Source organism: Rhodococcus ruber NBRC 15591, assembly GCF_001894945.1.
GTDB lineage: Bacteria > Actinomycetota > Actinomycetes > Mycobacteriales > Mycobacteriaceae > Rhodococcus > Rhodococcus ruber.
Window position 1 is genome coordinate 45,515 of record NZ_BCXE01000022.1, and the last position, 14,246, is coordinate 59,760.

At 71.6% G+C, this 14,246-nt stretch carries 16 protein-coding genes; 8 read left to right on the forward strand and 8 right to left on the reverse strand.

Annotated features, from left to right (window positions below):
- Positions 1–85: 85 nt before the first annotated feature.
- Entirely contained in the window at positions 86–355 is a 270-nt protein-coding gene (locus RR3_RS14835) for a hypothetical protein (protein WP_006944638.1), read from the reverse strand.
- A 269-nt stretch (positions 356–624) separates the two neighbouring features.
- Between RR3_RS14835 and RR3_RS14840 the strand changes: the two genes are divergently transcribed.
- The gene (locus RR3_RS14840; protein ID WP_026137967.1) at positions 625–1,428 is read left to right on the forward strand and encodes a CPBP family intramembrane glutamic endopeptidase; all 804 of its coding nucleotides are present in this window, start codon (positions 625–627) and stop codon (positions 1,426–1,428) included.
- A 148-nt stretch (positions 1,429–1,576) separates the two neighbouring features.
- A complete protein-coding gene (locus tag RR3_RS14845) occupies positions 1,577–2,809 on the forward strand; it encodes an LCP family protein (protein ID WP_234420222.1) in 1,233 nt (410 codons plus the stop codon).
- 39 nt (positions 2,810–2,848) lie between these two features.
- On the opposite strand, the gene RR3_RS14850 is transcribed toward RR3_RS14845, so the two are convergent.
- From RR3_RS14850 to RR3_RS14865, 4 genes are read right to left on the reverse strand one after another with little or no spacing between them, the layout of a single operon-like run.
- Positions 2,849–3,763, reverse strand: coding sequence for a DUF5926 family protein (locus RR3_RS14850; protein WP_064066800.1), 915 nt, complete (start codon positions 3,761–3,763; stop codon positions 2,849–2,851).
- Positions 3,764–3,772: 9 nt separating this feature from the next.
- Positions 3,773–4,546: a glycerophosphodiester phosphodiesterase gene (locus tag RR3_RS14855; RefSeq protein WP_040271399.1), complete on the reverse strand. Its 774-nt coding sequence runs from the start codon at positions 4,544–4,546 to the stop codon at positions 3,773–3,775.
- Positions 4,543–5,523 carry a DUF4328 domain-containing protein gene (locus RR3_RS14860; RefSeq protein ID WP_064066799.1) on the reverse strand — a complete coding sequence of 327 codons (981 nt, stop codon included), beginning with the start codon at positions 5,521–5,523 and terminating at the stop codon, positions 4,543–4,545. Before RR3_RS14860 ends, RR3_RS14855 begins: the two co-directional genes overlap by 4 nt.
- Positions 5,523–5,864 (reverse strand): rhodanese-like domain-containing protein, encoded by a 342-nt coding sequence (locus tag RR3_RS14865; protein WP_017682051.1) that lies wholly within the window; start codon positions 5,862–5,864, stop codon positions 5,523–5,525. Before RR3_RS14865 ends, RR3_RS14860 begins: the two co-directional genes overlap by 1 nt.
- Positions 5,865–6,374: 510 nt before the next feature.
- Between RR3_RS14865 and RR3_RS14870 the strand changes: the two genes are divergently transcribed.
- A complete protein-coding gene (locus RR3_RS14870) occupies positions 6,375–7,301 on the forward strand; it encodes an LLM class F420-dependent oxidoreductase (protein WP_064066801.1) in 927 nt (308 codons plus the stop codon).
- Between the two features lie 13 nt (positions 7,302–7,314).
- Here RR3_RS14870 and RR3_RS14875 read toward each other — a convergent pair whose 3' ends face one another.
- The 3 genes from RR3_RS14875 to RR3_RS14885 all read right to left on the reverse strand — a co-directional run bounded on the left by RR3_RS14875 (position 7,315) and on the right by RR3_RS14885 (position 9,832).
- Positions 7,315–7,911: an Rv1733c family protein gene (locus RR3_RS14875; protein WP_017682048.1), complete on the reverse strand. Its 597-nt coding sequence runs from the start codon at positions 7,909–7,911 to the stop codon at positions 7,315–7,317.
- Between the two features lie 139 nt (positions 7,912–8,050).
- Positions 8,051–8,719, reverse strand: a complete 669-nt coding sequence (gene msrA, locus RR3_RS14880) for a peptide-methionine (S)-S-oxide reductase MsrA (protein ID WP_010595968.1) — start codon at positions 8,717–8,719, stop codon at positions 8,051–8,053.
- A gap of 9 nt (positions 8,720–8,728) precedes the next feature.
- Positions 8,729–9,832 carry an acyltransferase family protein gene (locus RR3_RS14885; protein ID WP_026138067.1) on the reverse strand — a complete coding sequence of 368 codons (1,104 nt, stop codon included), beginning with the start codon at positions 9,830–9,832 and terminating at the stop codon, positions 8,729–8,731.
- A 275-nt stretch (positions 9,833–10,107) separates the two neighbouring features.
- Here RR3_RS14885 and RR3_RS14890 point away from each other — a divergent pair, with 275 nt between their 5' ends.
- The 5 genes from RR3_RS14890 to RR3_RS14910 all read left to right on the forward strand — a co-directional run bounded on the left by RR3_RS14890 (position 10,108) and on the right by RR3_RS14910 (position 14,160).
- Positions 10,108–10,731: a superoxide dismutase gene (locus RR3_RS14890; RefSeq protein ID WP_003939397.1), complete on the forward strand. Its 624-nt coding sequence runs from the start codon at positions 10,108–10,110 to the stop codon at positions 10,729–10,731.
- A 179-nt stretch (positions 10,732–10,910) separates the two neighbouring features.
- Entirely contained in the window at positions 10,911–11,438 is a 528-nt protein-coding gene (locus tag RR3_RS14895; protein ID WP_010595966.1) for a hypothetical protein, read from the forward strand.
- 254 nt (positions 11,439–11,692) lie between these two features.
- Entirely contained in the window at positions 11,693–12,397 is a 705-nt protein-coding gene (locus RR3_RS14900) for a TMEM165/GDT1 family protein (RefSeq protein ID WP_010595965.1), read from the forward strand.
- Between the two features lie 126 nt (positions 12,398–12,523).
- Positions 12,524–12,943, forward strand: a complete 420-nt coding sequence (locus tag RR3_RS14905) for a MarR family winged helix-turn-helix transcriptional regulator (RefSeq protein ID WP_010595964.1) — start codon at positions 12,524–12,526, stop codon at positions 12,941–12,943.
- Positions 12,940–14,160 (forward strand): MFS transporter, encoded by a 1,221-nt coding sequence (locus RR3_RS14910; RefSeq protein WP_040271390.1) that lies wholly within the window; start codon positions 12,940–12,942, stop codon positions 14,158–14,160. The genes RR3_RS14905 and RR3_RS14910 overlap by 4 nt, the downstream gene beginning before the upstream one ends.
- The last annotated feature ends 86 nt before the right edge of the window (positions 14,161–14,246 follow it).

Sequence of the window (14,246 nt, forward strand, 5' to 3'; positions counted from 1 at the left end):
GCTCCGCGGCCCGTGTGCCCTTTGGGCTGCCCCAGCCGCCCGAAAGACACACCGCCTGCACCGCTCCGTGCCCGCATTCCGCGGGTCACGGCTTCGGCGTGGCGGAACGCGCCCGCCACCAGCCCACCGCCCCGGTGACGAGCAACGCCCCCACGAGCGAGCCGATGATCCCGCTCGGTCGTAGCGACAATCCGTCGCCGGCCAGGAGACTGACGAGCAGCCCGCCTACGAACGACCCGGCGAGCCCGGCAGCGAAGGCGAGGGTCCAATCGATCCGTCCCGCCGACCTGCCCAGCAGCAACTGGGCCGCGGCGCCGACGACCATCCCGAACACAAGGATTCCGATGAGCAGCATGGCGACAGCATAGACTCCGAGTTCGCCAGCGAATGATTATCGGGGCGAACGTTTTTCGACACTCCCGCTGCTATGGGTGCCCACCGTGGCCGACCGGAGGGACCCCGCACAGCGCACGTCGGGCCGCGCGCCCCGTCGGGCGCGCTCCTCGAGAGCCGCGAACCCGGTCTCGGAAATCGTGCCTGTGCCGAGCAGTTCCTTCGCACGCCCGATCACGCGATCAGGATCAGGATGTGAGCGGTCCGCGGCGACGCGGCACAATCGCGACCGTGACGATCCGCACCTGGCTGACCCCGCCCCCGCGCCGCCCGGCCGCACCGCTCGATCCGTCGGACCGGCGCGCGCTGTGGATCGAGATCACCATCGTCCTGCTCGTCACCTTCGGTCTGAGCGGGCTGTCGTCGATGCTGTCGCTGCTCGAGTCCGCGCTGGCGCCGGCGCCGCTGTCCGACCAGACCGTCGCGCTGAACGTTCCCCGCTCGTCGCAGCAGTTCATCGACCTGGCCCGGCAGCTGCTCGGCATCGTGCGGCTGCTGGCGTGGGCGGCGCTCGGGGTGTACCTGCTGTGGCGCAGCGGCATCGGCCCGAGGGCGATCGGTTTCGCCCGGGACCAGGTGCGGCGCGGCCTGCTGCCCGGTGTGGGGCTGGCGGCCCTCATCGGGATCCCGGGTCTCGGCCTGTACCTGGTGGCACGCGCGGCGGGCCTCAACCTCACCGTCGCCCCGAGCACCCTCGAGGACTACTGGTGGCGGCTGCCGGCGCTGGTGCTGTGGGCGATCGCCAACTCCGCCGCCGAGGAGGTCCTCGTCGTCGCGTATCTGATCACCCGGCTGCGGCAGCTCGGCTGGTCGGAGAACTCGTCGCTGCTCGCGTCGGCGCTGCTGCGCGGCAGCTACCACCTGTACCAGGGGGTCGGAGGCGGGATCGGCAACGTCGTGATGGGCCTGGTGTTCGGCCGGTACTGGCAGCGCACGTCGCAGCTGTGGCCGCTGGTGGTGGCGCACGCATTGATCGACAGCGTCGCATTTGTCGGTTACCAGGCACTTCGCGGGCACGTGTCCTGGCTGCCCTGACCCGGCCTGCGTACATTGGGAGGTCGTGAACGGCGACCATCCCGACCCTCGACCCCGGCCGCCGCGGCAGCCTCCGCAGATGCCGCCGCCGCGCCGACCGGCACCGATGGGCCGGCCGGCACCGCCGCCGTCGCCGGAGGGACCGCAGATCATCCGCCGCGACGGACGTCCCCCCGCTCCGCAGCAGGCCTGGTCGCAGGCGCCCACCCCGCAGTACCGGTCGCCGGCGCCCCCGCCTCGGCAGCAGCCGCCAAGGCAGCCGCCGAGGCAGCCGCGCGACTGGGCGCCCACCCAGACTCCCGAGCGGTACGACGAGCCGCGCCGCGCGGCCTCTCCCCCGCCGTCACCGCCCCCACCGTCGCCGCCCCCGCCGCGGCGCCGGCCCGCTCCGCCCGCGCCCGAACCGGCCCCCCGCCGCCGGCCCGGCGTCGCCCGTCGCGTCGTGCGCCGCGCCGCGATCGTCGTGCTCGTGCTGATCGCCCTCGTCGGTGCGGGTGCCGTCTACCTCGACGGCAAGCTCACCCGCGTCGACGCGCTCGCCGACTATCCCGACCGCATCGCCGACACCCCGGGGACCAACTGGCTGCTGGTGGGCTCCGACAGTCGCACCGGCCTCAGCGCGGAGCAGGAGCAGGAGCTCGCGACGGGCGGGGAGACCGGTCCGGACCGCACCGACACCGTCATCCTGATCCACGTGCCCAGCGGTGGCGGGCCCACCACGATGGTGTCCCTCCCCCGGGATTCGTACGTCCCGGTCCCCGGTCACGGCCAGGACAAGCTGAACGCGTCGTTCGCGCTGGGCGGCCCGTCGCTGCTGGTGCAGACCGTCGAGGGCGCCACCGGGGTGCACATCGACCACTACGCCGAGATCGGGTTCGGGGGCTTCGCCTCGATCGTCGACGACCTCGGCGGTGTGGACGTGTGCCTGCCGCAGGCCATCGACGATCCGCTGGCGGGAATCTCCCTGCCGGCGGGATGCCAGGAACTCACCGGTCCGCAGGCCCTCGGCTTCGTGCGTACCCGCGCGACGGCACTGGCCGACCTCGACCGGATGAACAACCAGCGGTTGTTCATGTCCGCCCTGCTGAGCAAGGCCACCGGCCTGAGTACGCTGCTGAATCCGGTGCGGATGTGGTCGCTGGCCTCCGGGGTCGCCGGTTCGCTGCGGGTCGACGAGGGCGACCACATGTGGCACCTGGCCCGGCTCGGATGGGCGATGCGGGGCGAGACGGTGACCGCCACCGTCCCGGTCGGCGGCTTCCAGGACGTCTCCGGGATCGGCAACGTGCTCGTGTGGGATCGGTCGCGGGCCGTCCCGTTCTTCGACGCCCTGGCCCGGGACGAGCAGATCCCGCCGGAACTGCTCACGCCGCCGTCGTAAGCAGTTCCGGCTGTCGTGCCGCTCGCCCCGGGGGCAGGTTCAGCGCAGGGTGACCTGACGGCTGCGCAGGCCGTCGCGCGAGCGCCGTTCGGCGGCGGTGAGCGGCCCGTCCACGGCCAGCGCCTCGTCGAGCCGGGCACCGAACTCGGCGGTGGGTGCGACCCACTCGTCCGGGTGCCGCTCCGGATCGAGATCGAACACCGGCACGAGCAGCCCGTGGGTGCGGAACGACCCGGCGAACCGGGAACCGTCCCCCAGGTGCAGCCCGCCCGCGGCGTGTACCCGCGAGAGAGCGGCCATCAGCGCGTCCTCGTCCTCCGGCCGCACCCAGCGCAGGTGCGCCTTCTCCCCGGCGTCGACCCACCACGCGGCGACGAGTCCTTCACCCTCGAGCCGCGCGGACGGCATGATCGCGTCGTTGGCGTGCCGGACGGTGTTCGCGACGTCGGGCGAGACCTCGACGCCCTCGGGGATCCACCAGTCGAAGTCCCGGTGCACGGTGATCGCCGGGACGACGTCGACGTCGAGCAGGTCGTGCAGGCGCGGCCGGTCCGGCCCGGGTTCGGCGACGGCGAGGGACGAGCCGGCCTCCGCGTCCCGCGCCCACGCGAGCGCGGCGCCGAGTTCGGCGGCCGGGTCGGGGCCGCCGGCGGCGAGCTGCAACCCGATGTACGCGGCGGTCTCGTCCCCTTCCTCGCGGACGAGGGCGGCGACGGCGCCGGGCAGCACCGTGGCCGCCTGGACGACCCGGCCGGGGGTTCTCGTCGGCAACGGGAACACCGCCGACGGCACGAATTCGCGCAGGGCCACGAGGTCGCATTCGAGGGCGAGACCCTCGAACGGCCGGGTGACCGTGGCGGCCTCGGCCTCCCGGGCGAGCCGCCGCTGCTCGAGCTTCGCGGCGCGGTTGCCGCCGGGCTTGGGTCCGCTGTTTCTCTTACTCTTCTTGGCCACGGCGCAAAACTACACGCCGCGGGAAGCGCCGAGCCGAAGCTTGGTGCGCCCCGGATGGTTGGTGGCCACCCAGCCGACGCCCAGGTCGCGACACAGGTCGACGTCGGCGGGATCGTCGACGGTCCAGCAGTAGGTGGCGCGGCCCGCGGCGGCCGCCTTGTCGACGAGTTCGGGATGCTGGCGCAGCGTGAAGATCGACGGGCCGATCGCCGTGGCACCGACGGTGGTGGCGGCACTGCCCCCGAGATAACGCGACGTGTCGCCGAGGAGCACCGTCGGCAGCAGCGGCGCGGACCTGCGCACCCGCCACACCGCGGCCGCGGAGAACGACATCACGACGACGCGGGAGAAGTCCGCGGAGGCGGGGGTGGCGAGCCGGAAGCGCGCCAGTTCGGCGAGGAGTTTCGCCTCCACGAGACCGCCGTAGCGCACGGGATGCTTCGTCTCGACGAACAGCTTGACGGGCCGGCTGGTCCAATCGAGCGTCAGCTCGATCAGCTGCCGCAGCGTCAGCAGCCGCGCCGGCTCGCCGGGGGTGCCGTAGTCGAGTTCCTCGAGCTGGGCGAGGGTCATCTCGCTCACCATGCCGCTCCCGTTGGAGGTGCGGTCGACGGTGCGGTCGTGGACGCACACCAGATGCCCGTCGCGGGTCAGCCGTACGTCGCATTCGAGGCCGTCGGCGCCTTCCTGCAGCGCCAGTTCGTAGGCCGCGAGGGTGTGCTCGGCCTTGGCGGCGGAGGCCCCCCGGTGGGCGACGACGCGCGGTTCCCAGCCCGCGGTCACGAGGCCACCACCTCGTCGGTGCGGGCGCCGACCGGTTCGATCGGAGCGATGGGTTCGTGCTTCGGGCCGGTCGCCACGGTGCGGCGGGGCAGGCGACGGGGACGGCCGCGCAGATCGTGGTCGTCGAACAGCCGCACGACGTGCAGGGCCGCGACGGCGACGGCCGCGGCGAGGGCCGCGGTCACGGCGGCGAGCAGCACGCCGTCGGCCTGCGCCTGCAGGGCGTCCCGCTGCCGCCACAGCACGTTGACGACGAACAGCACGCCGCCGAGCACCCACAGCACCCACCACGTCCGCACGGCTCGTCGTAGCCGCGGGTCGCCGGGACCGGTGACCTCGGTGAGAAAGACCCCGGGCAGCGCGAGGTTCACTCCGGGCACGAGGCAGCCGAGCAGCAGCGACAGCCGGCCGCGGGGGTCGGCGAGTCCGCGGGCGGCGAACAGTTGTCGCCGCACCCGGATCAGGCGCAGCGTCGCCGCGACACCCGCGGCGAGGGCGACGGCGGGTCCGCACAGCTGGGTGGCCCACACCAGGGCGTCGGAGGCGGCGAGAGCGAGGGGATCCACGAGGCGCGTGCGGTTGTACAGCAGCAGCCCGTACCGGATCGCCTCGGCGACCGCGGCGAGGCCGAAGACGACGGCCGCGCCCGCGAGGAGCGTCGGCGCGAGGTCGACGAGGGCGTCCTCCCGCGACGGTTCCGTCGGTTCGTCGGCCGGACGCGGGTCGGCGAGGCCCCAGCGCGGTACATCCCGGTAGTGCGGGGTAGGTCCCGCGGACCGGCGCCGGGGCCGGTCCGCGGCGGACCGGGTCTGCGGCGGCCGTGCGACCCAGCGGAAGTTGCGGCGCCCCGGCGGCACGGGGGCGGCGGTGTCGTCGGGGGACAGCAGCAGGCCCCGGCAGCCCGGGCACCACTGCCGGGGCTGCCAGGACACGGGCCAGCGGTGCCCGCAGCGGACGCAGATCTGGTAGGCAGCCATCAATAGATCTTCGCCGGGGTGTCGCCGTCGGCGGTGAGGGGCAGTCCGTTCTGCTGCCAGGACACCATTCCGCCGTGGACCTGGATCGCCTCGTAGCCGACGTGGGACAGGTATTCGACGACGGCGAGTGAGCGTCCTCCCTGGCGGCACACGACGTACACCTCGGCGTCGATGTCGATCTCGTCCAGGCGGGCGGGAACGTCGCTCATGGGGATGTGCAGAGCCCCGGGAGCGTGCCCGAGGTCCCATTCGTCGGATTCGCGTACGTCGAGCAGTACGACGTCGGGGCCGATCGGCGGCACGTCCGAGACGGTGACGGTGGGCACGTCGGAGAAGCTCACATCGTCAATACTGGCACGCCGCCGGGGCGTATGCAGCGAGCACCGGCATCCCGCCGCGACCCCGCAGAACTGGAACCCGTCCGATTCCCGGGCTCCACCGGCGCCGCGTGAAAATGCCTCCGCGCGGGAGTTATCCACAGTTTCCACAGCTTCATCCACAGAAGGCACAGTTTCCACAGCCGCACATCGCCTCACTCCGGGAACATTTCGGCGGTGAGATGACGACGCACCCACGTCATCCATTGCCCCACAGACATCTTCTGCACCACAGACATCTTCTGCACCACCACGCACAGCTCGTAGGTCTCCGGCGACGGCACCGCGAAGATCGCGCCGCGTCGTCCACCTCCCCCGCACGCCCGTGCTTGCGCGAGAGGGCCTCGGCGACGGCCCGATAAGGAGGATCGGTTGCGTCCGAGGAGGGCGTCCTCCCGCACAGGTCCGTTCCGGCGAGAACGTCGGTGCGGCGCAGACCCACGTCGTCTTCGTCGAGCTGAAATGATCGACGGCATGGAACTACGGATCTTCACCGAACCTCAGCAGGGTGCCACCTACGAGGACCTGCTCGCCGTCGCGCAGACGGCCGAGCGGCTCGGCTACGGGGCGTTCTTCCGTTCCGACCACTATCTCGCGATGAACTCCGCCGGCCTGCCCGGTCCGACCGACGCGTGGATCACGCTGGCCGGCCTGGCGCGGGAGACCTCCACGATCCGGTTGGGCACGCTGGTGACCTCCGCGACGTTCCGCCACCCCGGCCCCCTCGCGATCTCCGTCGCACAGGTCGACGCGATGAGCGGCGGGCGGGTCGACTTCGGTCTGGGCGCCGGCTGGTACGAGGAGGAGCACCTCGCCTACGGGATCCCGTTCCCGTCGCTGAAGGAGCGCTTCGACAAGCTGGAGGAGTCCCTCGCCGTGATCACCGGCCTGTGGCAGACGCCCGTGGGCGAGACCTTCTCCTACGAGGGGGCGCACCACCGCATCGTCGATTCGCCGGCGCTGCCCAAGCCGCACCAGCGTTCCGGTCCGCCGATCGTGATCGGCGGCGGGGGCAAGCGCCGCACCCCGGCCCTCGCCGCCCGGTACGCGGACGAATTCAACATCCCGTTCCAGTCGGTGGAGGCGACCGCGGCCCAGTTCGCGCGGGTGCAGGAGGCGTGCCGCGCGGCCGACCGCGACCCCACCGAGCTGACGTACTCCACCGCGCTCGTGCTGTGCTGCGGTCGCGACGAGGCGGAGATCGCCCGCCGCGCCGGTCGGATCGGACGCGAGGTGGACGAGCTGCGGGAGAACGGCCTCGCCGGCACCCCCGCCGAGGTGATCAACAAGATCGGCCGCTACGCCGAGGCCGGGTCGCAGCGCATCTACCTGCAGGTGCTGGATCTGGCCGACCTCGACCACCTCGAACTGGTGGCGCGGGAGGTCATGCCGCAGGTGTGACGAGCCGGCGCGGTCAGTGGCTGCTGGTGGAACCGAGGAAGGCCGCGATCTCGCGGCTCCACTCCCGGCGGCGGGTGCGATCCAGCCGCCACCGGCCGTAGCCGAACATCGCGGCGGCGAGCAGGGCCGCGGCGCACCAGAGGGCGACCGCGACCAGGACCGAGGAGATCTTCGCGCTCGTCGCGCTCAGCGGTGCGAGAGCCTGTTCGCCGTTCGGATCGACCCAGATCTGCACGTCGGCGCCGGCGGGTGTGCCGTAGTCCACGGTGACGTCGCCGCGGCGCTTCTCGTCGCCCCACATCCAGGTGGCGGGGGCGGCCGCGGAGGCCGTCATCGCGAGTTCGCCGACGGTGACGTCCGTGGTCTCGGCCGGCGCCTGCGTCGTCGCCGTCACGAGGGTGCGCTCGGCGGTCTGCTGCACGGCCAGAGCGGACTGGGTGTCCCAGGTACGGGCGCCGACCCAGCCGGCGAGGGGGATCGCCGCCAGGAGAAGGACCAGCACCGCGACCACCAGGCGCGCCTCGACGCGATCGGTGCGCCGGATCAGCGGGTGGCGACCCCGCAGCCCGCGCCGCAGGACCCGCAGATATCCGCTCGTGTTCCCCATCATCTCGGCCTCGATCCTCTCCCCCGTGACAACTCCCTCACTCCAGGGTGATACGCACAGCTAAGGACTGCAAGGTGTCCCGGCCAACGTCACAGAAGCGCCGGACGTCGCCGAGGCCGATCCGCTCGGCGGGGGCGCTGCGTCAGGCGCCGAGCCCGACCGGGCAGCTCACCCCGGTGGCGTGGACGGGGCAGTACCCGTTCGGATTCTTCGCCAGGTACTGCTGGTGGTAGTCCTCCGCGTAGTAGAACTGCGTGAGCGGCGCGATCTCGGTCGTCACGGCGCCGTAGCCGGCGGCGGCGAGGCGGGCGCCGTAACTCTCGGCGGTGGCCTCGGCGATCTCGATCTGCCCCTCGTCGAACGTGTAGATCGCCGAGCGGTACTGGGTGCCGTGGTCGTTGCCCTGACGCATGCCCTGGGTGGGATCGTGGTTCTCCCAGAACTGCTTGAGGATGCCCCCGTAGGAGATCACCTTCGGATCGAACACCACCAGCACCACCTCGGTGTGCCCGGTCCGGCCCGAGCAGACTTCCTCGTAGGTGGGGTTCGGGGTGTATCCACCGGCATATCCCGCGGCCGTGGAGTACACGCCCTCGAGCTGCCAGAACTCCTTCTCGGCTCCCCAGAAGCAGCCCATCCCGAGGACGGCGGTCTGCAGTCCCTCGGGGAACGGCGGGGCGATGCGGTGTCCGTTGACGTAGTGGGTGTCGGGGACGGGCAGCGGCTCGGCCCGGCCGGGCAGCGCCTGCTCCTGCGCGACCATCACCGATTTCGAACCCGCACGGGCAAGGATGTCGTCGAACCAGGACATGCCTCGATGCTACGCGCGCGGCTTCTCCACGGGTTCCACCTCGGCCGTGACCTGGGGCGACGGGCGGGGCGGGAGCCACCGGGCGCTGATCCAGCGGGCGGCCGGCACCTCGACGCCGCGGTAGAGCAGTTCGGAGACGGCCGCACACACCACCAGGAACGCGAGCACGGCCCCGGTGCGGCCCAGATGGGCGACCGTGTTCTCGTACACCCGGTACAGCACCAGCGTGTGCACCAGGTAGATCGCATAGCTGCGGGTCGCGGTCCAGTGCAGCACCCGCGAGCGGGCGAACCGGCCGTCGATGCGGGAGATCAGCACCACGCACGCGGTGACCACGACGATGGTCCACAGGTAGCGGCTGCCGGCCCAGTACACCTGGTAGTCGGTGGCCAGGTGGATCACCTGGACCTGGGCGAGCAGCGCGACGATCAGCCAGCGACGGGACGTCAGCCGCGCCCAGCCGAGGTACACGATCTGACCGAGGAACACGGTCGGCATCGTGGCCGCGATCTTGGACAGGAACGGCACGGTGTACGGCTCCGGCAGGTACAGGTTGTACAGCAGCACCAGCATGCACGCCACCGCCCCGAGGACGGGGACGACGATGGGCCGGGTGCGCAGGAGCGGCCGGGCGGCCACGCAGTACAGATAGAAGGTGATCTGGACGGCGAGGGTCCAGGTGACCCCGAGCACCGCCACCTCGGGCTTCAGGAAGAACCCACCCAGGAAGAAGCTGAGTACGGCCTCGGCGTCGGAGACGCCGGTCTGGCCGCTGAACATGCCGTTGACACCGAGCCGCACCAGCAGGATCGCGGCCAGGATCGCCACCCAGAACGCCGGGATCAGCCGCGCGCTGCGGGCGACGAGGAAGCGGCGCGGTTCGTCGCGGATGGCGGAGCGGGTGATGAGCAGCCCGGTCAGGGTCATGAACATCGCGACGCCGAGGAAGGACAGGTGCTGGTTGAGACCGGCCCCCTCGACGAGCACCCGGTACACGACGTCGATGACCCACCAGCCGGTGCCGAGGTCGTCGATCAGATAGAAGGAGATGTGCGAGTACAGCACCGCCAGGACGGCGACGGTGCGGAGCAGGTTCACACCCGGCAGGTCCACGCGCGGCGCCGGGGCATCGCGCGTCCCGTCGCTCGCGAAGGGCCGAAACACCCGCCGATGTTAAGCGGCCGTTCATGTGCCGGCCGAATTGCGCGGCGTTTCCGCAGGTAGACGCTCCGCCCGTGGCCGGCCGGCGCCGTGACCCCCGATGTCCCGGCGCCGACCGGCTGCGCAGGCGATCTTGCAGAGGGTGTACTTATGGGTTTGGGTGGAAACCCAGGAGTACTTGAAAATCACGCACGGGCCCCACCGGGCCCGAACAGAAGGGACCCTTCGTGGCTGAGTACACACTTCCGGACCTGCCCTACGACTACGCCGCGCTCGAGCCGCACATCTCGGCGAAGATCATGGAGCTGCACCACAGCAAGCATCACGCGACCTACGTTGCCGGCGCCAACACCGCCCTCGAGAAGATGGCGGAGGCACGGGAGAACGGCACGATGGCGGCGCAGGCCACCAAGCTGGAGAAGGACCTGGCCTTCCACCTCGGCGGCCACACCAACCACTCCGTCTTCTGGAAGAACCTGTCGCCGGAGGGTGGCGACAAGCCGGACGGTGAACTCGGTGCCGCGATCGACGACGCGTTCGGTTCCTTCGACGCCTTCCGGGACCACTTCTCGGCGAACGCCAACTCGATCCAGGGCTCCGGCTGGTCCATCCTGGCCTGGGACTCCATCGGCCAGCGCCTGATCATCGTCCAGCTGTACGACCAGCAGGGCAACATCCCGATCGGCCTGACCCCGCTGCTCATGCTCGACATGTGGGAGCACGCCTTCTACCTGCAGTACCAGAACGTCAAGGCCGACTACGTCAAGGCCTTCTGGAACATCGTCAACTGGGCCGACGTGCAGGCCCGCTTCGAGCGCGCCCGCACCCAGACCTCCGGTCTGCTGGTCTAGTCGCGTCGCACGTCGTGAAGGGGACGCCGGATTCCGGCGTCCCCTTCGCGCGTTCCCGGGGCTTCGGACGGAGCTGGCACTCGGGGGCTCTTGTGTGCCAGCGGACGAAACGGTCATTCTTCACCTACCCAACGGCGTGTATCGGTCATCGACTGTCGTCACACCGAGGAGGTAGCGGGATGAACGGGAACGAACAGATCGGCCTCGCCGCCTTCCACACCGCCGGATCCCTGCGGGGATTCGTGGTGTCGGGGCGGTGGCCGGAGAGCACCCGCGAGTGGGCGCAGTTGCTCGCGGTGACGGTGCGGGTGGCGTCGCTGCCCGGCCTGCTGACCACGTCGACGGTGTTCGGGGTGCGCGAGGAACTGCCGGACGACCCCGAGCCGGGCACGGTGGGCCTGGTGCTCGCGGAGGGACCGGTGATCGGCGACGAGGCGGTGGAGCCGGGCCGGTTCGCGGCGCATCAGCCGCCCGCCCTGATCGTGCTGCACCCGCCGTCCGAGACCCGGCCGTCGCTGCCGGAGTGCACGGGGGCGGCCTCGGGTTGCGTGCTGCTGCCGGGGTTGCCGCACCTGGGGCTCGAGCACCGGGCCGCGTGGGTGGAGGCGGAGGCCGACGGAACGGTGACGTCGCTGGTCAGCCGGGTCGGGGTGGACCCCAACAGCGATCCCGACACCGCGGTTCTGGCCATGCTGCTCGCCGCCTGACCGGGACCCGCACCGAAAAGTTCGGGTTCCCAAACTTGTTGCCGCCTTTGCGATTTCGTGCCGCTCCGATTATGGTTGCCTAAGCGAAGGGGAGTAGCCCGCAATCGCCCGGTCGACATACTGGCGTTCAGCCCGGCCCGGCGAACCGGAATCCGTACCGGTGGGCGAGACCTTCGGCCGCGACGCATCCGCGTCGTCCGGCCGGAGGAAGGTCCCCGCCTCCTCCACACGACACGAGGAGGAGCAACCCCGGCATGTGGTCCGCCCTGGTTCTGAGTTTCGTCGTGGTGTTCGCGGCCGAGCTCGGCGACAAGTCGCAGCTCATGGCGATGACGTTCGCCCTTCGCTACCGCTGGTGGGTGGTGCTGTCCGGCATTCTCGCGGCCACGACCGCCGTGCACCTAGTCTCCGTCGCCGTGGGCCACTACCTGGGTCTGGCGATCCCCACCTCGGCGATGGCGATCGTCGGTGGCCTGGCCTTCCTGTTCTTCGGCCTGTGGACGCTGCGCGGCGACTCCCTCGACGAGGACGAGCAGGGCAAGGCGGCCCGCGTCACCCGCTCGGCCTTCCTCGCCGTCCTGTCGGCCTTCTTCCTCGCCGAACTCGGCGACAAGACCATGCTCGCCACCATCACCCTGGCCGCGGACAACGACTGGGCCGGCGTGTGGGTCGGCTCGACGGTCGGCATGGTGGCCGCCGACGCCCTGGCCATCGTCCTCGGCGCCGTCCTCGGCCGGCACCTGCCGGAGAACGCGATCCGGCTGGCGGCGTCGGCGCTGTTCTTCGGGTTCGGCGCCTGGATGCTCGGCGAGGGCCTGGCCCCCGGCACGCCCGTCGGCCCCGTCGCGGGCGGTGCGACCCTCGCCGTCGCGCTCGCCGCCGTGACCGGTCGCGCCCTGCTGCGCCGCCGCGCCGAGACCCACCCGGTCCCCGCCGCCTCGGACTCCGTCGAACGATAGAGAGTGCCCTCCGGACGCCTGCGCGACCGCACGCCCAGGAGTATGCTTGCCGATAGGCAACTAAATGGAGGTGGCATCACGCCCGCACACGATCGCTTCGACGACGAGGACGTCAACCGCCTGCGCGTGGCTCTCGGCCGCATCGCGCGCCGCGTCGACCGCCGCACCACCGGCGCGGGCGGGCTCACCCGCTCCCAGTTCTCGATCCTCGCCACCGTCGCCCGCCGCGAGACCGTCGGCGTGCGCGAACTCGCCGAGATCGAGGGCCTCAACCCCACCATGCTCTCGCGGATGCTCGGCAAGCTCGAGGACGCCGGGCTGCTCACCCGCTCCCCCGACCCCGACGACAAGCGCGTCGTCCGCGCCCACATCACCGAGGCCGGTGCCCGCACCTTCGCCGACCTGCGTCGCATGCGTACCGCGGTGTTCACCGAGCACCTCGCGGAACTGTCCTCCGATCGGCTCCACGCCCTGCACGACGCCCTCCCGGCGCTCGAAGCGCTCGCCGAGCAGATGTGCCGTCGCTCCGCGGAGGAGCGCCGATGACCGTCCTCACCGACCTGCGCGGACAGACCTTCGCCGCCTTCCGCGGCGCCAACTTCCGGCGCTACCTCAGCGGACAGGCGATCTCCCTGATCGGCACGTGGATGCAGACGGTCGCCCAGTCCTGGCTGGTGCTCGAACTCACCGGTTCCGGCACGGCCATCGGCCTCGTCCTGGCCCTGCAGACCGTGCCGATGCTGCTGCTCGGCCCCTACGGCGGCGTGGTCGCCGACCGCGTCGACAAGCGCCGGCTCATGATCGGCCTGCAGTCCGCGATGGGCGTGCAGGCCCTCGTCCTGGGCCTGCTCACCGTCACCGGCGCCGTCCAGCTGTGGCACGTCTACGTCCTCGCCGTCGTCCTCGGCCTCAACCAGTGCTTCGAGAATCCCGCCCGGCAGTCGTTCATGCTCGAGCTCGTCGGGCCGGAGGACCTGCGCAACGCCGTGAGCCTGCAATCGGTGCTGGCGTCCGTCGCGCGCCTGATCGGCCCGGCCGTCGCGGGACTGATCATCGCCGTCGGCGGTCTCGGGGTGTGCTTCCTGCTCAACGCACTCAGCTTCGTCGCCGTCGTCGCCTCCCTCGCGAGCCTGGACCTGTCCCTGCTGCGCCCGTCGCCACCCGCCGCCCGTGCCCGCGGGCAGCTCCGCGAGGGGTTCGCGCACGTGCGGCAGACCCCGGCCCTCGCGGTTCCGTTGCTGACGATGGCACTGGTGGGCTGCCTGGCCTACGAGTTCCAGGTGGTGCTGCCCGTGGTCGCCCGACAGACCTTCGGCGCCGGCGCCGAGACCTACGGCTTCCTCACCGCCGCGATGGGCGCGGGTGCCGTCGTCGGCGGTCTCGCCGTGGCGACCTGGGGTCGCACCGGCACCACCGCCGTGGTGGTCACCTCCGCGGTGTTCGGTGTGGTGCTGCTCGCGGCCGCGGCGGCGCCCACGCTCGAACTCATGCTCGCCGCGATGGTGCTGGTCGGCGTCCTGAGCGTCGCGTTCACCGCCACCACCAACAGCTCCCTGCAGCTCGCCGCGGCCCCCGGCATGCGCGGGCGGGTGATGGCGCTGTTCGCCGTGGCCTTCCTCGGCTCCACCGCCGTCGGCGGCCCGATCGCGGGGTGGGTCAGCGAGCAGTGGGGTGGCCGGGCCGGGCTGCTGCTCGGTGCCGCGGCGTGCCTCGTCGCGGCCGGTATCGGCGCGACGCGACTCGGACGCGGCGACCCGCGGTAGGTTCCCGCTCTCCGCGCCGGCGAGAGCGGAACGGGGATCCACCGGCGCGGACCGACACCGTGAACGTCCCTCGTGCAGGACGGAGC